Source organism: Segatella cerevisiae (genome assembly GCF_024054555.1).
Lineage (GTDB): Bacteria > Bacteroidota > Bacteroidia > Bacteroidales > Bacteroidaceae > Prevotella > Prevotella cerevisiae.
In genome coordinates this window covers 1-19,606 of record NZ_JAMXLY010000035.1, presented here as the reverse complement: position 1 = coordinate 19,606, position 19,606 = coordinate 1, and the positions used below count along the sequence as shown (strand labels likewise).

19 protein-coding genes are annotated in these 19,606 nt (G+C 46.0%); 14 read left to right on the top strand and 5 right to left on the bottom strand.

What is annotated here, in order from left to right; genetic code table 11:
- Window positions 1-16: 16 nt before the first annotated feature.
- Window positions 17-1,993: an NAD-dependent DNA ligase LigA gene (gene ligA, locus NG821_RS09205; RefSeq protein WP_252761370.1), complete on the bottom strand. Its 1,977-nt coding sequence runs from the start codon at window positions 1,991-1,993 to the stop codon at window positions 17-19.
- Window positions 1,994-2,191: 198 nt separating this feature from the next.
- Between ligA and coaW the strand changes: the two genes are divergently transcribed.
- Together coaW and NG821_RS09195 are read left to right on the top strand one after the other, a co-directional pair.
- On the top strand, window positions 2,192-3,076 hold the full coding sequence (gene coaW, locus NG821_RS09200; RefSeq protein WP_252761369.1) for a type II pantothenate kinase: 885 nt from the start codon (window positions 2,192-2,194) through the stop codon (window positions 3,074-3,076).
- Between the two features lie 67 nt (window positions 3,077-3,143).
- Complete coding sequence (locus tag NG821_RS09195) at window positions 3,144-4,382, top strand: L-serine ammonia-lyase (protein ID WP_252761368.1); 1,239 nt, start codon at window positions 3,144-3,146, stop codon at window positions 4,380-4,382.
- 1 nt (window position 4,383) lies between these two features.
- Here the strand turns inward: NG821_RS09195 and pheS are convergent, their stop codons facing one another.
- Window positions 4,384-5,424: a phenylalanine--tRNA ligase subunit alpha gene (pheS, locus tag NG821_RS09190; protein ID WP_252761367.1), complete on the bottom strand. Its 1,041-nt coding sequence runs from the start codon at window positions 5,422-5,424 to the stop codon at window positions 4,384-4,386.
- A 144-nt stretch (window positions 5,425-5,568) separates the two neighbouring features.
- On the opposite strand from pheS, the gene NG821_RS09185 reads away from it, so the two are divergent.
- From NG821_RS09185 to NG821_RS09175, 3 genes are read left to right on the top strand one after another with little or no spacing between them, the layout of a single operon-like run.
- Window positions 5,569-6,420: a DUF4348 domain-containing protein gene (locus NG821_RS09185; protein WP_252761366.1), complete on the top strand. Its 852-nt coding sequence runs from the start codon at window positions 5,569-5,571 to the stop codon at window positions 6,418-6,420.
- Between the two features lie 43 nt (window positions 6,421-6,463).
- Window positions 6,464-7,516 (top strand): UDP-N-acetylmuramate dehydrogenase, encoded by a 1,053-nt coding sequence (gene murB, locus NG821_RS09180; protein ID WP_252761365.1) that lies wholly within the window; start codon window positions 6,464-6,466, stop codon window positions 7,514-7,516.
- A complete protein-coding gene (locus tag NG821_RS09175; RefSeq protein ID WP_252761364.1) occupies window positions 7,513-8,286 on the top strand; it encodes an MBL fold metallo-hydrolase in 774 nt (257 codons plus the stop codon). The genes murB and NG821_RS09175 overlap by 4 nt, the downstream gene beginning before the upstream one ends.
- 211 nt (window positions 8,287-8,497) lie before the next feature.
- Here the strand turns inward: NG821_RS09175 and NG821_RS09170 are convergent, their stop codons facing one another.
- From NG821_RS09170 to NG821_RS09160, 3 genes are read right to left on the bottom strand one after another with little or no spacing between them, the layout of a single operon-like run.
- Entirely contained in the window at window positions 8,498-8,749 is a 252-nt protein-coding gene (locus tag NG821_RS09170; RefSeq protein WP_252761363.1) for a hypothetical protein, read from the bottom strand.
- Window positions 8,750-8,775: 26 nt separating this feature from the next.
- The gene (locus tag NG821_RS09165) at window positions 8,776-9,126 is read right to left on the bottom strand and encodes a phage holin family protein (protein WP_252761382.1); all 351 of its coding nucleotides are present in this window, start codon (window positions 9,124-9,126) and stop codon (window positions 8,776-8,778) included.
- 7 nt (window positions 9,127-9,133) lie between these two features.
- Entirely contained in the window at window positions 9,134-9,349 is a 216-nt protein-coding gene (locus NG821_RS09160) for a YtxH domain-containing protein (protein ID WP_252761362.1), read from the bottom strand.
- A 212-nt stretch (window positions 9,350-9,561) separates the two neighbouring features.
- Between NG821_RS09160 and NG821_RS09155 the strand changes: the two genes are divergently transcribed.
- The 9 genes from NG821_RS09155 (at window position 9,562) to NG821_RS09115 (ending at window position 19,339) form a co-directional block, all read left to right on the top strand.
- Window positions 9,562-10,068 (top strand): SPOR domain-containing protein, encoded by a 507-nt coding sequence (locus NG821_RS09155; RefSeq protein ID WP_252761361.1) that lies wholly within the window; start codon window positions 9,562-9,564, stop codon window positions 10,066-10,068.
- A gap of 125 nt (window positions 10,069-10,193) precedes the next feature.
- Entirely contained in the window at window positions 10,194-10,607 is a 414-nt protein-coding gene (ruvX, locus tag NG821_RS09150) for a Holliday junction resolvase RuvX (RefSeq protein WP_252761360.1), read from the top strand.
- A 29-nt stretch (window positions 10,608-10,636) separates the two neighbouring features.
- Window positions 10,637-11,200 (top strand): peptide deformylase, encoded by a 564-nt coding sequence (def, locus tag NG821_RS09145; RefSeq protein WP_252761359.1) that lies wholly within the window; start codon window positions 10,637-10,639, stop codon window positions 11,198-11,200.
- A gap of 284 nt (window positions 11,201-11,484) precedes the next feature.
- Window positions 11,485-13,440, top strand: coding sequence for a tetratricopeptide repeat protein (locus NG821_RS09140; protein WP_252761358.1), 1,956 nt, complete (start codon window positions 11,485-11,487; stop codon window positions 13,438-13,440).
- A gap of 70 nt (window positions 13,441-13,510) precedes the next feature.
- Window positions 13,511-15,478, top strand: a complete 1,968-nt coding sequence (gene thrS, locus NG821_RS09135; protein WP_252761357.1) for a threonine--tRNA ligase — start codon at window positions 13,511-13,513, stop codon at window positions 15,476-15,478.
- Window positions 15,479-15,713: 235 nt separating this feature from the next.
- Window positions 15,714-16,406 carry a translation initiation factor IF-3 gene (infC, locus tag NG821_RS09130; RefSeq protein ID WP_252761356.1) on the top strand — a complete coding sequence of 231 codons (693 nt, stop codon included), beginning with the start codon at window positions 15,714-15,716 and terminating at the stop codon, window positions 16,404-16,406.
- Window positions 16,407-16,477: 71 nt separating this feature from the next.
- The gene (rpmI, locus tag NG821_RS09125) at window positions 16,478-16,675 is read left to right on the top strand and encodes a 50S ribosomal protein L35 (protein ID WP_252761355.1); all 198 of its coding nucleotides are present in this window, start codon (window positions 16,478-16,480) and stop codon (window positions 16,673-16,675) included.
- 34 nt (window positions 16,676-16,709) lie between these two features.
- Window positions 16,710-17,054, top strand: a complete 345-nt coding sequence (gene rplT / locus NG821_RS09120; RefSeq protein ID WP_252761354.1) for a 50S ribosomal protein L20 — start codon at window positions 16,710-16,712, stop codon at window positions 17,052-17,054.
- A 290-nt stretch (window positions 17,055-17,344) separates the two neighbouring features.
- Window positions 17,345-19,339, top strand: a complete 1,995-nt coding sequence (locus NG821_RS09115; protein WP_252761353.1) for an ABC-F family ATP-binding cassette domain-containing protein — start codon at window positions 17,345-17,347, stop codon at window positions 19,337-19,339.
- The last annotated feature ends 267 nt before the right edge of the window (window positions 19,340-19,606 follow it).

Genomic DNA, 19,606 nt, shown 5'->3' with positions numbered 1-19,606 from the left:
ATTGCTGATTGCCGGTTTATGCCTCTTCAGCGAATCTCTGTATAAATTCATCCTCTGATATAACAGGGATTCCCAACTGTCTAGCTTTCAGATTTTTACTGCTTGAAGAACTGACATCATTATTGATCAGGAAAGAAGTCGACTTACTCACTGAACCGGTCGCCTTGCCACCTTGGCTTTCAATATAAGCTTTAAGTTCATTCCGGTTCTTGTAGTGGTTGACATTTCCCGTAATGACGAAAGTCAGACCCTCGCATCTCCTGCCTTGAGGAGCGCCGCTGTTCTGCGTCACTTCAAGGCATTGTCTGAGTTTGCCGTATTTCTCCTTATTCTCTTCATTCTGGAACCATTTCACGACCTGTGCGCTTTTTTCCGGTCCTATTCCGGGGATTAGGGCGAAATGGTCCTCCTTGATATTCTCGGTAGAAGCTTCCTTGACCAGTTCATCTATGGGATAGGTACTCAGCAATCTGTTGCAGACATCCTTTCCGCATAAAGGGATGCTCAAGGCATAGAGCAGATGGCGGGCTTCCACTTTCTTGGAATGGTCAATGGACTGGATGATGTTGGTGGCACTTTTGTCGCCGAATCCCTCCATCTCTGCTATTTCATCGGCATGTAAGTGCAGGGAATAGAGGTCGGCATACTCATTGATCCAGCCCTTGTTGATGAATTTATCCAAAGTCTGTTCAGAGATGCCGTCTATATCCATTCCGTCCTTACTGACGAAACGTGCAAATTTCTTCAATTGCTTTGCCGGACATTTGGCGTTGGTGCAGTGCAGTGTCTTCGTATCACTATTCTCACTGATCACCAATTTTGTCGGAGCCCCGCAGACAGGGCAGTGGTCTGGAATATTTAATTCGCCCACCTTTTCATCCACATGGATGACTTTCGGAATGATCTTATTCGCCTTGATGACCCTGATGACAGTCCCCTTGTCCCCAATACCCAGTCTTTCACATTCGCTGATATTGCAGAGGGAAGCGCGTTTCACGGTAGTGCCCTCCAAACTGACAGGTTCGAAGACGGCGACAGGCGAAATGGTGGAAGTCGCGCAACTCCATTCAATATGGTCGAGGGTCGTGCGGGCATCTTCATCTTTCCATTTGAAGGCAAACCCTGCCCTGGTCGCATGATGGCCCGTGACTGATCCGGTCTGGGAGTAGTTCCAGTCGTCGTAGGCAATGACTAATCCGTCTACAGGATAAGGGTTCTCACGGTTGGTGACTTTCTGTGTCCACTGGGCGATGACCTTATCGATATTCTGGAGGGTAGGGTCCTTGATATAAGTCCGGTCAACCGCTTTCATCCCGTTTTTCTCAATCCATTTCATCCGTTCTCCCCATGAAGGGATATCCTCTTCCGTATAGACAAGGGTGAAAGGAATCCATTGCAGATGGCGTTGCTTGACCTCAAGCGGATCTTTCAGGGTCAGTGAACCAGAAGCCAGGTTACGGGGATTGGCATAGTCTTCGTCACTCTCCAGGATAAAGCGCTCGAAGTCACTGTAGGAAATGACACATTCGCCGCGGATCACAGCGTGCCCTTTGTACGGGATACTCTGGGGAATACCCCCGATAGCCTGAGCAAGGTGGGTGATGTTTGTCCCGATATGTCCGTTGCCCCTCGTTACCACCTTCGTGAGTTTCCCGTCATCAAAGGTGACGACGAGAGTGAGCCCATCGAGTTTCCAGGACAGCCAAATCGGTTTCCCTTCAGCCCATTTGGCCAGATCCTCAGGTTTTTTGGTCTTGGCAAGTGACAGAGCGGGGAACTCATGGGGTTCTTTTTGACCGTTGATATCGTCTGCAGAGACGTGATTGGTAGGAGAGTCGGCGAGGATAATGCCGGTCTCGTTCTCCATTTGCTTGAGTTGGTCGAAGAGATGATCCCACTCATAGTCGGTCATGATCTCCTCTTTCCCATTATAGTAAGCATCGGAAGCTTGATTCAAGCGGTCGACAAGTTCCTGCATTTTTTCTTCTGACATCGTATTTTCTTTTAAGAAAGACCTTTCTGCATAGACAAAGGTCTAGAGTGATAAAATTCCGGCAGCCGGAACCGGATTTAGTCGCATGATACACTTTTCATTTCCCGGATCGGCTGTTTTTGGATTCCTTCGTGCAAAGATAATAAATTTTCAGAAATCCTTGACTCCCATAATATTAAAAATGCTTACCTTTGCAGTATGGAAAAGAAAATTATTATCGGAATAGACGTAGGCATTTCAACGACGAAAATTGTTGGAATCAATCAGGAAGGAGCCGTCATCTCTCCCATGCGTATTACAGCTGCTGACCCGATAACTTCCCTATATGGTGCTTTCGGAAAATATCTTCACGAAAACAAGATCAGTCTGGATGAGGTGGAACATATCAAACTCACCGGTGTAGGTTCGGCCTATATTAATGAGAATATCTATGGCAGGCCGACTTCCAAGGCGGAGGAGTTTATCGCTGACGGACTAGGTGCCAGGTATGAGTCTAATCTGGACAGGATGATGGTGGTTTCTATGGGAACAGGTACGAGCCTTGTCCAGTGTGTAGGTGATGATATCCGGCATATCGGAGGTATCGGTATCGGTGGAGGCACGCTTGCCGGACTTTGCCGTATCATGCTGCAGACAGATGACATGCGTCAGGTCGTGGCTCTGGCGACAGAGGGCAACATCTACAATATCAATCTTTTCATCAAGGATATTTGCGCCAAACCCCTTCCGGGACTGCCGATGTCTGCCACAGCTAGTTTGTTCAGTAATGCTAAGGCGAATGCGTCTCGTGAAGATATAGCCATCGGACTCATCTATATGGTCTTGCAGGCTATAGGGAGCAGCAGTATTCTGAGTAGTTTGAATACGGGTATACGGGATTTTGTAATGATCGGAAACCTCACCCTTCTGCCCCAATGCAGGGAAGTGTATCCTTCTATGGAAAAATTGTATAACGTCCGTTTCCGAATCCCGAAATACAGTGAGTTCTGTACGGCAATAGGAGCTGCGTTGAGTTATCTGCGTGAAAAGAATAAAGCTGAGATCAGAGATAAAAAGGTTGTTTCAGGCGTTTGCGGTTCCTGATTTGGAGGCGTGACGTCTGGTTCTGTCGGTTTGGTGTTGGTACGGTATTGAAAAATGAAAGGTGAATATGGAATCTTTAAGGGAATTATATAGAATAGGTAAAGGACCTTCTTCTAGTCATACGATGGGTCCGCAGAAGGCGGCACAGTTTTTTTTGAAGCGTCATCCTGATGCTGCCGATTTCGAAGTGATCTTGTATGGCAGTCTCGCCGCGACAGGCAGGGGGCATATGACAGACAAGGTCATCGAGGAAGTGCTGGGTGCCGTGGCACCGGTGAAGATCGTCTGGCAACCCCGTAAATTCCTGCCATTCCATCCTAATGGGATGGAGTACATCGCCCACGACCTCGAAGGCAAGGTGCTGGATGACTGGACTGTCTACAGTATCGGTGGCGGTGCTCTGTCAGAAGGGAAGGGCGGAGATGATCCTTTCAAAACGAAGGAGATCTACTCGATGAATAATCTGACGGAGATTCTGGAGTGGTGTGACAGGAATGGAAGAAGCTATTGGGAATATGTCCAGCAATGTGAGGATGCTGATATTTGGGATTATCTTCGGCAGGTCTGGCAGGTGATGCAGGATGCAGTGGAGAGAGGGCTGAACCACGAAGGTGTTCTCCCTGGACCGTTGAATCTTACGCGTAAAGCTGCCAATTATTATATCAAGGCAAGTGGTTACAAACCTTCTCTGCAAAGCCGTGGAATGGTCTTCGCCTATGCGTTGGCCGTGAGTGAAGAGAATGCTTCGGGGGGAACGATTGTCACTGCGCCGACTTGCGGTGCTTGCGGTGTACTGCCGGCAGTGCTCTATCACTGTTATAAATCACATGCCTTTTCTGAAATCAGAATCTTGCACGCTCTGGCGACTGCAGGGTTGATAGGGAATCTTGTCAAGAAGAACGCCTCTATCTCCGGTGCTGACGTCGGGTGTCAGGGTGAAGTGGGAGTGGCGTGTGCCATGGCTTCGGCTGCAGGCTGCCAACTCTTCGGAGGGAGTCCAGACCAGATCGAATATGCTGCGGAGATGGGACTTGAGCACCACCTCGGGATGACTTGTGACCCTGTCTGTGGCTTAGTCCAGATTCCCTGTATTGAGCGGAATGCATTTGCCGCAGCCCGTGCCCTCGATGCCCAGTTGTACGCTTCTTTCTCTGACGGCAAACACCGCGTATCATTCGATCACGTCGTGCATGTCATGAAACTGACGGGACATGATATCCCCTCTTTGTACAAGGAAACATCTGAAGGTGGATTAGCAAAGGAATACCTGAAAGACAATTGCCCTTCAGGTAAACATAATAACTGATTTAATAGACGCTCTCAAATTCTTTCAGGAAATTGAGGTCGTTCTCCGAGAACATCCGGAGGTCGCTGACCCTGTATTTCAGGTTGGCGATTCTCTCGACACCCATTCCAAAGGCATAACCGGTGTAGACTTTGCTGTCTATGCCGCCTGCTTCCAAGACATTGGGATCGACCATTCCGCAACCGAGGATTTCCACCCAACCGGTATGCTTGCAGAAGGCACAGCCCTTGCCGCCACAGATATTACAACTGATATCCATTTCGGCGCTTGGCTCTGTGAAGGGGAAATAACTTGGACGGAGACGTATCTTGGTGTCTGCGCCGAACATCTCACGGGCAAAAGTGAGGAGAACCTGCTTCAAGTCTGTGAAACTGACGCCTTTGTCGACATACAGACCTTCTACCTGGTGGAAGAAACAGTGTGCCCTTGCACTGATTGCTTCATTGCGGTAGACACGCCCGGGACAGAGGATGCGGAAGGGCGGCTGATGCTCTTCCATATAGTGGGCCTGGTCACCTGAGGTGTGAGACCGGAGAAGGACATTCTTCGTCACATCATTGGGATCACTCTGTTCGATGAAGAAAGTGTCCTGCATATCACGTGCGGGATGGTCAGCAGCAAAGTTCAACTTCGTGAAGACATGAAGGTCATCATCTATCTCAGGACCGTCAGCGAGGACAAACCCCATTCTGTCGAAGATGTCTATGATCTCGTTCTTGACTACCGTCAGCGGATGGCGAGAGCCTAACCTGATCGGATAAGCGCTGCGCGTCAGATCAATATCGTCATTGGTTGCACCGGCTTCTTCCATTTGGTTGCGCAGACTGGTGATCTTGTCAGTAGCGGCCTTTTTCAACTCATTGAGTTTGATGCCGACGGCACGTTTCTGGTCTGTGGCGACGTTTCGGAAATCACCCATCAGCGCACTGATTTCACCTTTCTTGCTCAGATATTTCCGTCTGAGTTGTTCAACGTCTTCCATATTCTTGGCTGAAAGACTGTTTACTTCCTTGAGAAGTGTTTCTATCTTGTCCAGTATCATGATGCTGTATGAATTTTTTTATTAAATGCAAAGATAAGAAATAAATCGGAAATAGAGAATGGTGAAAAAGAATTTCTCTAATAATGTACGCTATTAAAGGGAAAATATGTAAATTTGCCGTGATTATCGTTGTATGTTAGAATTATGAGAAAGCTTTTATTTGTGTTTATTGTTGTTCTGGTAGGGGTACTGGGCTTTACTGTTTCGGGCTGTTCCGGAAAGAAGGATGCACAGGCAGATTCTACCAATATCGATACGCTTTCCAAAGATACTGTCGGAGAGGATTCTGCCGAGCAATTGATCGCTGCGACGCCTATGCCGAAGGCAGCAGACGAATTGTTCGATGATTTCATCTTCAATTTCGCAGCGTCCAGAAAGACCCAATTCAAGCGTATTGCCTTCCCGTTGAAAGTCTATCGTTACGGCAAACTCATTGGGAAAATAGATCCGGCCCATTGGAAACTGGATCATTTCTTCATGAGGCAGGATTTTTATACGCTGATATTTGACAATGCCCGGCAAATGGAGTTGCCTAAGGATACGACAATCCGTCGTGTCATCATAGAGAAAATCTATTTCAGAAAGCGGATGGTCAAGCAGTATTTCTTCAATCGGATCAATGGAAAGTGGATGATGACATCCCTCAATTTTGATCATTTGCATAAGAATACCAACGCCTCATTCCTGAAATTCTATTCGGTCTTTGCCGCTGACAGTGCCTTTCAGAATCAGCACATCCATAATCCGGTGAAGTTTGAAGGTCCGGATCCAGATAACGATTTTTCTACGATCACCGGTGATATTATTCCGGAACAGTGGCCGGCTTTTGCTCCGAAATTTCCCCAGGGGATGATCTATAATATCATCTACGGGCAGAAGTATACGGAAAGCAATCATAAGATCTTTGTCATCCGGGGAATCGCCAATGGCCTCGAACAGGAATTTACTTTCCGTAGGATCGGCGGACGCTGGATGCTGATGAGAATGAGCATTTAAACGCTGGTGCGGTAGAGGTGAGATCTATTCAGAAGATAAATTCATGAAAGATATTGAGAATGCGAGTCTTTTGACTCATAATACTTTCGGCATTGATGTTCATTGCCGACGGTTGCTGGAATTCAGTTCTGCTGATGAGGCTTGTCAGATAGCGCGGGATCTTTCCGGAACGGAAGATCCTTATCTGCTCTTGGGCGGGGGAAGCAATCTCTTGCTTACAGGTGACTATCCCGGTACTGTGGTTACTCCTGAGAACCGTTTCGAGGTGACTGTCTTCAGTCGCCCTGACGATCCTGACGGCGTATTCCTGAGGTGCTGGGCTGGGACAACTTTTGATGAGGTGGTGGACTATGCGGTCCAACTCGGTTACCACGGCGCTGAGAATCTTTCACTCATACCGGGAGAGGTAGGGGCTTCGGCTATTCAGAACATCGGTGCCTATGGAGCGGAAGCCAGTGAGCTAATCACTGAGGTGGAAGCTGTGGAAATAAGCACGGCCCGCCGGGTCCGGTTTTCGAATGCAGCTTGCCGATACGGCTATCGGCAAAGCAAATTCAAACATGAATGGCGGGATCATTATGTCATCACGGCCGTCACGTATCGCCTGACGCGGACTTTTACACCGAAACTGGATTATGGCAGCATCAGAAGGGAACTGGAGACCAAAGGCATCACTGAGCCTACGGCATCTCAAATGAGACAGGTGATCATTGCCATCAGAAGAGCCAAACTCCCTGATCCTCAGGTGATGGGGAATGCCGGAAGTTTCTTCATGAACCCTATGGTGACGGAAGAGAAATTCAAGCAACTCCAGGCTTTGTATCCTGATATGCCTTTCTTCCGTCTCCCTGTCCCTCTCCGTCAGTCTGATGGAACAGTCTTGACAGTAAAGGTCCCGGCAGGTTGGATGATCGACCGCTGTGGATGGCGAGGCAAGAGTCTCGGAAGAGTAGGCGTATACGATAAACAGGCATTGGTCCTGGTCAATCACGGGGGTGCTACAGGCGCAGAAGTCCTGGCACTCTGCAAGACCATCCAGCATGACGTGGATGCGAAGTTTGGCATTTTGATACATCCGGAGGTGAATATTAAATGAGAGTGACACTTTTAGGAACAGGAACATCGGGGGGCGTACCTGCACTCGGGTGCAATTGTGAAGTGTGCCGAAGCACTGATCCTCATGACCATCGCCTGAGGACGGCTGCGCTCGTAGAGACAGAGTCCACGCGGATTCTGATAGATGCAGGACCGGACATACGCGAACAACTCTTGAAAGTCCCTTTCAGAAAAATAGACGGTTTGCTGATTACACACATCCACTATGATCATGTGGGGGGACTGGATGACCTGAGACCTTTCTGCCATCGCTTCAACGGTCTGGATGTCTATTGTGAGAAATTTGTGGATGAGCATCTGCACCAGACGATGCCGTATTGTTTTCCTTCCGATCCTTCACAGTTGTATCCCGGCGCCCCGGAACTGAGAATGCATGAGATCAGACCGCATGAAAAGTTCAGGATAGGAGATATTGATGTCCTGCCGGTTCGGGTCATGCACGATAAGATGGCTATCCTCGGATTTCGCTTCGGTCCCTTTGTCTATATCACGGACATGAAACGTATGGAGGATGAAGAATACCGTTATCTGCAGAATGTGGATACGCTGGCTATCAACGCCCTGAGATGGACAGTCCCTCACCACAGCCACCAACTCGTTGCTGACGCCATCGCTGCATCCCGGAGGATGGGAGCAAGGCGGACTTACCTTATTCATGTGACCCATAAGATAGGGTTGCATAAGGTTGCCAACAAACGCTTACCTGAAGGTGTACAACTGGGATATGACGGTCTCTCATTTGACGTATAGCGACTGGCTATAGGTAGAAACAAAAAGACATGGAATAGTTGATGAAGTCGCAAAAGACGCAACTCCTCCAATTGCTCCTAAGAAGAAAATTATTCTGCGATCTATCCAACTTCAGGACAGGGAAATGATTTTTCCACCTGAAGATCGAATATAAAGGTCTAAGAGAATACCAGATAAAATGATGATAGAAGAGAATCTTTAGAGGAAATTCCTATTTTTTCTTGAATTTCCGATAAAGTTTCCATCCTAAAATGATCCCGTCAACCGCGCCTGTACCAATGCTCATGAGACCATGGAGACGCTTGGAAGGCGTGGCACCTTTCTTAAAGGCTTCAGGCTGGTGAAAAAGATCGTTCCATAACCCTTCAATCCGATGATCGTCTTTCAGAATGTCATTTTTTAGTAGTTCTTTTCTGAAACGGATATCAGCCAATGTCTTGTAAACAACTTTTGAATGATCCATATGAAATATATTTATCATTTAATTTATTACTGTAGCAGAAGACTGGCCAGAAAACGGACTAATGGGCGTTCTATCCACCTGTGACGGAAGATGATGACCAAAAGTAACAATAGAAGATAGATACCTGCAATAATGCAAAAGGCCAGAGGGGTACTCCCTATAGCTGAAGCTATTGCAAAACCTGCGGCTAATGACAAACTGATCAGTAGCAAGATGAGAATACCCGAAATCAATAGGGTAACCCACATTGTCGTTAGGATTCTGACCACCTTATCAATGACATCGAACTTCATGTATTCGGCACGAAGTCCGATATCATGCTTTAAGGCCTCAATCAGTTGCCCGATGGTTTCTATGTTTTTATCGTTACTGAACATCATTTCTTTATACTTCTTCAGGTGTAGCGTCCTGAATGTCATCTACGAGATCGTCCTTGTCCTTCCTGCTCAGTTTGATGTCATGCTTCTTGCAGAAGCCATCTACTGCGTCAGAAACTTTTGTGCGAGTGTCCTTGCCGGTCTCAGGAGCAAATACGAGACCTAATGCTGCTCCGGCGATTGCGCCACCTAAAAATGCTCCAATGTAACCTAATGCTTTCATTTTCTTTAATTTTTTATGATTCAACTAATTGTTTTTGTCAATAGGGCAAAGATAGGTAAAAAGAATGGAATTACCAAATATCAGAATCTTAATTTTTCGTTAATTATGTTGTAAAAACTTGATTTAACAAACTTTATTCGGGTAATTACAGGATATATGGGTAGAATTTTGTAAATTCGCACATTGAATTTCTAACTTTTTTTATATAGATCATGAAGAAGAAGTATATGGTTTTATGTGCCGGACTTTTCGCAGCTATGGCACTGACGAGTTGTAAATCCAGTGAGAGTGCTTATAAGAAAGCTTACGAAAAGGCTAAAGCCCAGGAAGCTGAACAGTCGGCAAACCAACCGATTCAGTCGGACTCTGACAGTACTCGTGTGGTTACTCCATTGCAAACTAAACCTGCTGATCAGACTACCGTTATGGATAATGTCGACAATGCGACTGTCCGTAAAGAGAATGTGACTGTGGTCAGTGGACAAGGCTTGAAGAGTTTCAGCGTCGTAGTTGGTTCTTTTTCTTTGAAAGCTAATGCCGAAGGTCTCCAGAATACATTGAAGAATGCTGGTTACCAAGCTCAAGTCGCTTACAATTCCAGTCGTAACATGTATCGTGTGATTGCTTCGACTTTTGATGACAAACTCTCTGCAGTGCAAAGCCGCAACCAGTTCCGTGCCGGTAATTATCCGGATGCATGGCTGTTGTTTAAGGAATAAGGGAACGTTTGTTGTTATAAAGCATTTTAAGGAAGCAAAAAGTTGTTTCCTTAATTTAGTATGTCTGTAAGCAATCGTAAGATTGAGATGGTGTTTGCTCATAGACGGTTAAGTTTTATGTCGAGATGAGGGTTTTGTCTATTGATTATGGAAAGAAACGGACAGGGGTGGCTGTAACGGACCCTCTGCAGATGATCGCAAATGGGTTGACAACTGTTCCAACCGCATCTCTATTTGATTTCCTGAAAGATTATGTCAGCAAGGAGAAAGTAGAGCGCATCATCATCGGGAAACCTATGCAGCCCAATGGACAACCTAGTGAGAATCTGGAACGCGTACAGGCCTTTGTCAAGCGATGGGGGAAAGCATGCCCTGCTGTCCCCATTGAATATTACAATGAGATATTTACTTCAGTCATGGCACACCGTGTCATCATTGACGGAGGCATAAGGAAGAAAAGACGTCAGGAAGATAAAGGATTGGTAGATAAGGTTTCTGCTACGATCATCCTGGAAAGTTGGATGCAGTCCAGAAAGTAATAAGAAAATTCCTAATTTTAATTGAAATAATGATTTTACCCATATATATATATGGTCAACCGGTATTGAGAAAGGTGGCCAAAGATATTACCCCGGATGATGAGGACCTGAAAAAATTGATTCCGGATATGTTTGAAACCTTAGATGCCAGCAATGGCGTTGGATTGGCTGCTCCCCAAATCGGGAAAAGCATTCGGGTGGTGGTCATTGACTTGAATGTCTTGAGTGACGATCTGCCGGAATACAAAGGCTTTCGGAAGGCTTTTATCAATGCCCATATCCTGGGCTATGACAAAGACGGCGGAGAGACATCCTTGGAGGAGGGGTGCTTGTCTATACCGGGCATCAGTGAATCGGTAACTCGTCCTAAGAAAATCCATGTGTGCTATCAGGATGAGGATTTCCAAAAACATGATGAATGGGTAGAGGGCTATTTGGCACGTGTCATGCAGCACGAATTCGATCATCTTGATGGTGTCCTTTTTGTCGACCGTCTGAATCCCCTTCGGAAGAATCTGATCGGGGGGAAGTTGAGGAACATGATGAAAGGGAAGTTCCGCTGCTCTTACCGTACCCGTGTGTATCGGAAATGACCTTTCGGAAGAGGAAGCATTGGGTCTGTTTTACTTGGTATCTATCTCTCGGGGATGGTAGTCGGAACCAAAATGAAACCGCTTCAAGACTTGTCAGAAAAATGATGCATATTTGTTTGCTATTCAGGTAAAAAGGGAAATGGTCGCTTACGATGGACAAGCCATTGCCTTATCATAAAATACAGTTGATGATTCCGACAACAATTTTTTTCGGATAGAATAAGAATCTAAATAGGTATCCTAAATTTTTATAATTTGTGAAGAAGGTCTGCGTTTTCTTTATCATGTTTATGGGCGTATTGTCCCTGCATGCACAGTTTAGGGTGGACCGGCTCATATCAGCCGGACGTAGTGCTTTGTACTATGAAGACTATGTACTTTCTATCCAGTATTTCAATCTGGCGATTTCAGCGAAGCCGTATCTTTATGAACCGTGGTACCTTCGTGCAGTTGCCAAGTACAATCTTGACGATTTTGTAGGTGCCGAAAAAGATGTGGGCCAGGCGATCGACCTGAATCCTTATTATAATGAGATGTTTGACCTCCGTGCCATTTGCCGGATCAGGCAGAACAAGTTCAAAGAGGCAATAGGCGACTATGATCATGCCATCAGCATAGAGCCTGATAACCAGAACTATTGGTTCAATAGGGCGCTGTGCCATTTTCAGGAGAACGATTATACCGGTGCACAGACGGAACTCGACACGATTGTGTCTAAATGGAAAAACTTTGCCAATGCTTATTCTTTGAAAGCGGAAATCAGCCTTATCCAGAAGGATACGACGACTGCTGCCAAGATGCTCGACCAAAGTCTGACCTATGATCCTTATAACGTAGGGGCTTGGCGGACGAGGGGCTTGATCAGTTTGAACCGCCACCAGTGGCGTGATGCGGACAAGTTTCTCAGTAAGGCGCTTCACTTCGAACCGAAGTCAGTCGAGGATTATCTGAACCGTGCTTTGGCCCGACTGAATTATAATAATCTCCGCGGCGCATTGAGCGATTATGACCTGGCCATCGAATATGACCCGAATAACTTCCTGGCACATTATAACCGTGGACTGTTGAGAGTGAACGTAGGGGATGACAACAGGGCCATCACCGATTTCGATTTCATCGTGAAAATGGAACCGAAGAATCCTTTTGCCATTTTCAATCGGGGTATCCTCTTGGAAAAGACGGGACATATCCGTGGTGCCATCAGAGACTATACGGCCGTTATCGACCAGTTTCCGAATTTCTGGACCGGTCTGGTCTATCGTGCGCGGTGCTATCGCAAACTGGGGATGACCGGCAAAGCGGAACTGGATGAATTCCGGATCTTCAAGGCACAGATGAACAAGACCATGGGCATTCAGCCGCGATGGACTGCAAAGACTAGAAAACTCGTCCGTAAGCGCTCTGAAATCGATATCAACAAGTACAACCAGATCGTCGTTCCTGACAAACAGGTAGCGATGCATACGGATGATTACAAATACAAGAGTGTCTATCGTGGAAAGATCCAGAACAGAAGTGTCGATGTCGATTTTCTGCCGATGTATGCTATGTCGCTCATCAAATACAACAACGGTGTCAATACTTACCAGCCTTTCGATGAGAGTGTGGAGAAATTCAACAACAGTACTGATCCGAAATATCCGGTTTACCTGAATTGTAACAAGGTTCAGTTGACGGATAAGGAATCCCTGGCATTCTTCAACTATATCGACCAACTCTCGAAGCAGATTTCTCTGACTAAAGACAATCAGAAGATGAAAGACCTCCTGCTGGAACGTGCCGTCGCCTATTCTGTCCTCCAGGATTTTGAGGAGGCAGACAATGACCTGACGGCTTATATCCAGATCGATGATCAGAATGCCTTGGCTTACTGGCAGCGTGCCGTATGCCAGTCCCGTCTGAATGCGGTCAACCAAAGCCAGGGTGGTAAAGTCACCTTGTCCTTGAGTCAGATAAGAGCAGATTTTGATGACGCCATCAGACTGAGTCCGAAGAACGCGTATGCTTATTACAATCGCGGTAATTTCCATGCCGAGCGCAAGGAATACACTCAGGCCATCGATGATTATACGAGGGCAATCCAACTCGATTCTCATTTGGCCGAAGCCTGGTATAACAGAGGCCTTGCCTACATCTTCACGGATAACAAGAAGGCCGGAGTCGCCGATCTCAGTAAAGCCGGAGAGTTGGGCATTTATGACGCCTATTCGGTGATAAAACGGTATGAAGACAAAAAATAGCGTCTCATGTACCTCTTTTTCAAAAAGAAGTGGTACATTTGCAGCGAGTTAAATAAAAATACTATTTGTTATGGTAAAAATTAAATTTCCCGATGGCTCTGCCCATGAATTTGAACAGGGTGTTACCGGTTATCAAATCGCCGAGAGCATTTCACCGGCTTTCGCCCGCAACGTTGTTTGTTGCGGTGTAAATGGTGAAACTGAAGAATTGAATCGTCCCATTCAGTCTGATGCTGAAGTTGTCTTTTACAAATTTGACGATGACGAAGGTAAACGCACGTTCTGGCATACCTCCGCACACCTGTTGGCTGAGGCACTGCAAGAACTTTATCCCGGCATTCAATTCGGTTTTGGCCCTGCAGTGGAGAATGGGTTCTTCTATGACGTTATGCCACCTAAGGGAACAGCGATCTCAGAGAACGATTTCCCTAAGATCGAAGCAAAGATGAAAGAGTTGGCCAAGAAAAACGAGCCGCTTGTGCGCAAGGACATTTCCAAAGCAGATGCCCTGAAGTTTTTCAAAGACCATGGACAAAAATATAAGGTGGAGCACATCGATCAGGATCTGAAAGATGGCACCATCACGCTTTATACACAGGGAAGCTTTACAGACCTTTGCAAGGGTCCGCACCTGGTTTCTACCGGTGCAATCAAGGCAGTCAAGATAACAAGTGTTGCCGGTGCTTTCTGGCGCGGTGACGCCAAGAGGGAGCAGATGACTCGTATCTACGGCATCACTTTCCCGAAGAAAAAGATGCTGGACGATTACCTTGTCATGCTGGAAGAGGCCAAGAAACGCGATCACCGTAAGATTGGCAAGGAGATGGAACTCTTCTTCTTCTCTGACAGGGTCGGAAAAGGTCTGCCGATGTGGCTGCCGAAAGGTACCGAACTGCGTCTTAGGCTTCAGGACATGCTCCGTAAGATTCAGAAGAAATTCGGTTATCAGGAGGTGATCACCCCGAATATCGGTTCCAAGAACCTGTATGTGACCTCAGGGCATTATGCTCATTATGGCAAGGATAGTTTCCAACCCATTCATACGCCTGAAGAGGGTGAAGAATATATGCTCAAACCGATGAACTGTCCTCATCACTGCGAGATTTTCGCATGGAAACCTCGTTCCTATAAGGATCTCCCTTTGAGGGTGGCTGAGTTTGGTACGGTTTATCGCTATGAGAAGAGTGGCGAACTTCACGGACTGACCCGTGTACGCTGCTTTACTCAGGATGATGCCCATATCTTCTTGAAACCGAGTCAGGTGAAGGATGAATTCCTGCGCGTGATGGATATTATTCTGACCGTGTTCAAGGTGTTCGGACTGAATGATTATGAAGCTCAGATCTCCTTGCGTGATCCGAATAACCACTCGAAGTATATTGGCTCCGATGAGGTCTGGGAGGTGAGTGAGAAGGCTATTGTAGAAGCTGTAAATGAAAAGGGACTTAAGGCACATGTCGCTTATGGTGAAGCTGCCTTCTATGGTCCTAAACTCGACTTTATGGTGAAGGATGCCCTTGGCCGCCGCTGGCAGTTGGGGACGATACAGGTAGACTACAATCTGCCGGCACGTTTCAAACTCGAATATACTGATGACGACAACCAGAAGAAGTGTCCGGTGATGCTGCATCGTGCTCCTTTCGGTTCTATCGAGCGTTTTGTCGGTGTACTGATCGAGCATACCGCAGGTCATTTCCCCTTGTGGCTGACTCCTGATCAGGTATCTATCCTGCCGATTTCCGAAAAGTATAATGACTTCGCAGCCCAACTCCGTAAATATTTCGATACCGTAGGCGTACGCTCTGTCATCGATGACAGAAATGAAAAGATCGGTCGTAAGATCCGTGACAATGAAGTGAAGCGCATTCCTCTGATGGTCATTATCGGAGAGAAGGAAGCTAACGGTGGAAAGTTGTCTATCCGCAAACAAGGCGGTGGGGAACAGTCCATGATGACGAAGGAAGAGTTTGCCAAGTACATCAATGATGAATGTGCCAAGGAACTCGAGCCAGCCATTAAATGCGAACCTAAAAATTGAAATATAGCGTTTGTTTAACTGTGTCAGTCAATACTGAGATGTATAAGAAACCTCTTCTTCCCAATAGGGTGGAAGGGGTTTCCTTGATTTCAACGCACTCCTCGTGGTGTGATCAGTGTTTTTGACTACAATTATGCGGCGTTAAACTGTAAAAAATGAACAAAATATTTTGTGAACTCCTATCTTTTTTATACCTTTGCAGGCAACTCGATAAAAGAAAACTTAAAATAGTTGAATGAAGAATGACACAATGAAATTTCGCTATCGCATTAACGAACAAATACGCGTACGCGAAATCCGCCTGGTAGGCGAAGGCGGTGCTACAGTTCTGCCTACACGCCAAGCAATAAACATGGCTCGTGAACAAGGTGTGGATCTAGTGGAGATCTCTCCCAATGCCCAGCCACCAGTCTGCCGTCTTATCGACTATCAGAAGTTCCTTTACCAGCAGAAAAAGCATCAGAAAGAATTGAAAACGAAGCAGGTAAAGGTGGAGATCAAGGAAATCCGGTTTGGACCTCAAACCGATGAGCATGATTATCAGTTCAAGTTGAAGCATGCAGAGGAGTTCCTTGAAGAAGGTAATCGGGTCCGTGCTTACGTGTTCTTCCGGGGACGCAGCATCCTGTTCAAAGAGCAGGGCGAAGTGCTCTTGCTTCGGTTTGCCAATGATCTGGAGGATTACGGTAAAGTACAACAGATGCCGAAACTCGAAGGTAAGAAAATGTTTCTCTATTTGGCTCCCAAAAAAGTAGGGATCATCAAGAAGAGCCAACAGAAGAGAGACCGTGAAAATGCCGAAGCTGCCGTCAAGGCTGCAGCCGCTGCTGCAAAGAAAGAAACTGCAGAGAAGAAGGGGCTGTTTGCAAATGTAAAAGGTGGCGAGGAAGCTTTGAAGAAACTGGAAGAAGATCATAAAGAAGAATAATTTCGGGTGTGTGTAACGTCTTGGTATATACGTTACCACCTCAATAGATTCAATAATTAAATTATAAAAAAATGCCAAAATTAAAGACGAATTCCGGTGCAAAGAAGAGATTTTCTTTGACCGGTACAGGAAAGATCAAGCGCCATCACGCTTATCACAGTCACATTCTGACCAAGAAGACTAAGAAGCAGAAGAGAAATCTGGATGGGTATGTCATTGTAAACCGGGCCAACCGCAAACAAGTACGCGATTTGCTTTGCATGCGTTAATTTATTTTTAGTCTAACTTTAGAAAGAGAAAATTATGCCAAGATCAGTAAATCATGTAGCTTCAAGAGCGAAGAGAAAGAAAATACTGAAACTTACAAAGGGTCAGTATGGCGCTAGAAAGAATGTTTGGACTGTAGCAAAGAATTCATGGGAGAAGGGACTGACTTATGCTTACCGTGACCGTAAGGCTAAGAAGCGCAGTTTCCGTGCACTTTGGATTCAACGTATTAACGCTGCTGCTCGCCAGGAGAATCTGAGTTATAGTCAGTTGATGGGTGCTTTGCACAAGGCAGGTATCGAAATCAACAGGAAAGTCCTCGCAGATTTAGCAATGAATCAACCGGATGCTTTCAAGGCAATCGTTGAGAAGATCAAGTAAATCCTATTGGATTTCATCTATATTGGAATTGCACCTTATTATATATTAAGGTGCAATTTTTTTATTCCTTTTTGTTTCCTTTAATTAAATGCTCTTTTATTTTTTGAGTCTATCCTTCCTAATAGGACTGATTCCGGAAGGCATACCTGTTTTCTGATACTTGTATTTTAAAGCGTTATCGGGGTCAGAAGCAATGAATCCACTTGTAAGTTTCTTGAAAAAGAGTTTATTTATTCGTATTTTCATTAAGTTTTTGTATTTTTGCAATTCATATACAATAGAGATGAATCATGATTTCAGTTGAAGGTTTAAAGGTAGAGTTTGGTGTCAAACCTTTGTTTTCGGGTGTTAGCTTTGTCATCAATGCGCATGACCGTATTGCTTTGGTCGGAAAGAACGGTGCAGGTAAGTCTACAATGCTCAAGATCATTTATGGCTTGCAGAAACCGACTGCAGGAACAGTTTCCATTCCGAAAGATTGCACGATAGGGTATCTGCCTCAGGTAATGAAACTTCAGGACGATACTTCTGTACGGGAGGAGACTAGGAAAGCTTTTTCTGACCATCTCAGGATAAAGGAAAATCTGAAACGGATGCAGGAGGAGATGACTTCTCGCACTGATTATGAAAGTGAGAGTTATAATGCCCTTGTGGAGAATTTTACACAAGAGCAGGAACGCTATACGATGCTGGGAGGTGAGAACTACGAAGCAGACATCGAGCGGGTCCTTGTTGGGCTCGGTTTCGAGCGTTCTGACTTTGACCGTCCGACAAAAGAACTTTCCGGAGGCTGGCGTATGCGTATTGAGTTGGCTAAGATCCTTCTTCGCAAACCTGATGTCCTGCTTTTGGATGAACCGACGAACCACCTAGATATAGAGAGTATCACTTGGCTGGAGCGCTTCCTCCAGCAGTCCTCCAGTGCCGTCCTCCTCGTCAGCCATGACCGGGCTTTCATCAATAATGTCACTAACAGGACACTGGAGATTACATGCGGGCATGTGGAAGACTACAAGGTGAAATACAATGAATATGTCGTTTTGCACAAGGAACGGCACGAACAACAGTTGAGGGCTTACGAGAATCAACAGAAGGAAATAGCTGACACCAAGGCGTTTATCGAACGCTTCCGCTATAAACCTTCCAAAGCAGTCCAGGTGCAGAGCCGTATCAAACAGTTGGCTAAAATCAAACCTATTGTCGTCGATGACGTTGATGACGCCGTTATGCACCTGAAGTTTCCCCCTTGTCTCAGGAGTGGGGACAATCCGATCATTTGTGAGAATGTCAGTAAATCTTATGGTGATCATCTGATCTTCGATCATGTGACCTTCACGATAAAACGAGGCGAGAAAGTGGCCTTTGTCGGTAAGAACGGTGAAGGTAAATCTACCTTGGTCAAATGTATTCTGGGTCAAATTCCTTTTACTGGTAAATTGAAAATCGGCCACAATGTCCATATTGGTTATTTCGCCCAAAACCAGGCACAGTTGTTGGACGAAAGTCTCTCAATCTACGATACGATCGATCAGGTGGCCACAGGTGAAATGCGACTGAAAATCAATGATCTCCTCGGTGCTTTCATGTTTGGTGGGGAGGTCAGTGATAAGAAGGTGAAAGTTCTGAGTGGTGGTGAACGCAGTCGTTTGGCCATGATCAAACTCCTTCTGGAACCTGTCAACTTGTTGATCCTGGATGAACCTACGAACCATTTGGATATGCCTTCCAAAGATGTCCTGAAAGAGGCCATCAAAGCTTTCGACGGGACTGCAGTGATTGTCAGCCATGACCGTGAGTTTCTGGACGGACTGGTCTCGAAAGTGTATGAATTCGGTGGCGCCAGGGTGAAGGAACATCTTGGGGGCATCTATGACTGGTTGCAGGAGAAAGGCGCAGAACTGGAAGAGAATGGGGAGTTCGCACAGCATGCCATCGACAACGTGTTGAATTCGAATGCACCGGCAAAAGAGTTGGGACATCCTTCTCCTCAGCCTTCTGCGGCTGCTGTCCATCCCGTTGAACAGAACTCCAGCAAACAGAGTTATGCCGAGCATAAGGAACAACAGAAAAAACTTCACAAGGCTGAGCGGGCGGTAAAGGATTGTGAGACAAAGATATCTACGATGGAGAAACGCATCAAGGAACTTGATAAGTTGTTTATGAATCCCAAAAATGCCTCTAACATGGAGTTGGTCTCAGAATATACTTCTATCAAGGAATCTTTGGATAAGGAGAACGAACACTGGCTGGTGCTCTCTGAGAAATTGGAAGCTCTGCACAAATAAGGTCTTCATGACCTTTCCGGTTCTTTCGCAGAAACTGATTTGTGACAGCCGTCTCTGCTGGAGGAGACTCAGGATCACTTTCGAGGCGTATTGCCGATATGCAGAAAAGAAGAAATATCTGAGACCGTATCTTTAGTTTTGCTATATGAAACGTACATGATCGTCTTTCGCCAAAGGGAATGAAAAGGGATTTTTTGTATCTTTGCCACAGTATAAACCCTTTAATCCTTTAGATATGTCGAATCAGAAGCAAGAAGTCTCCTTTTC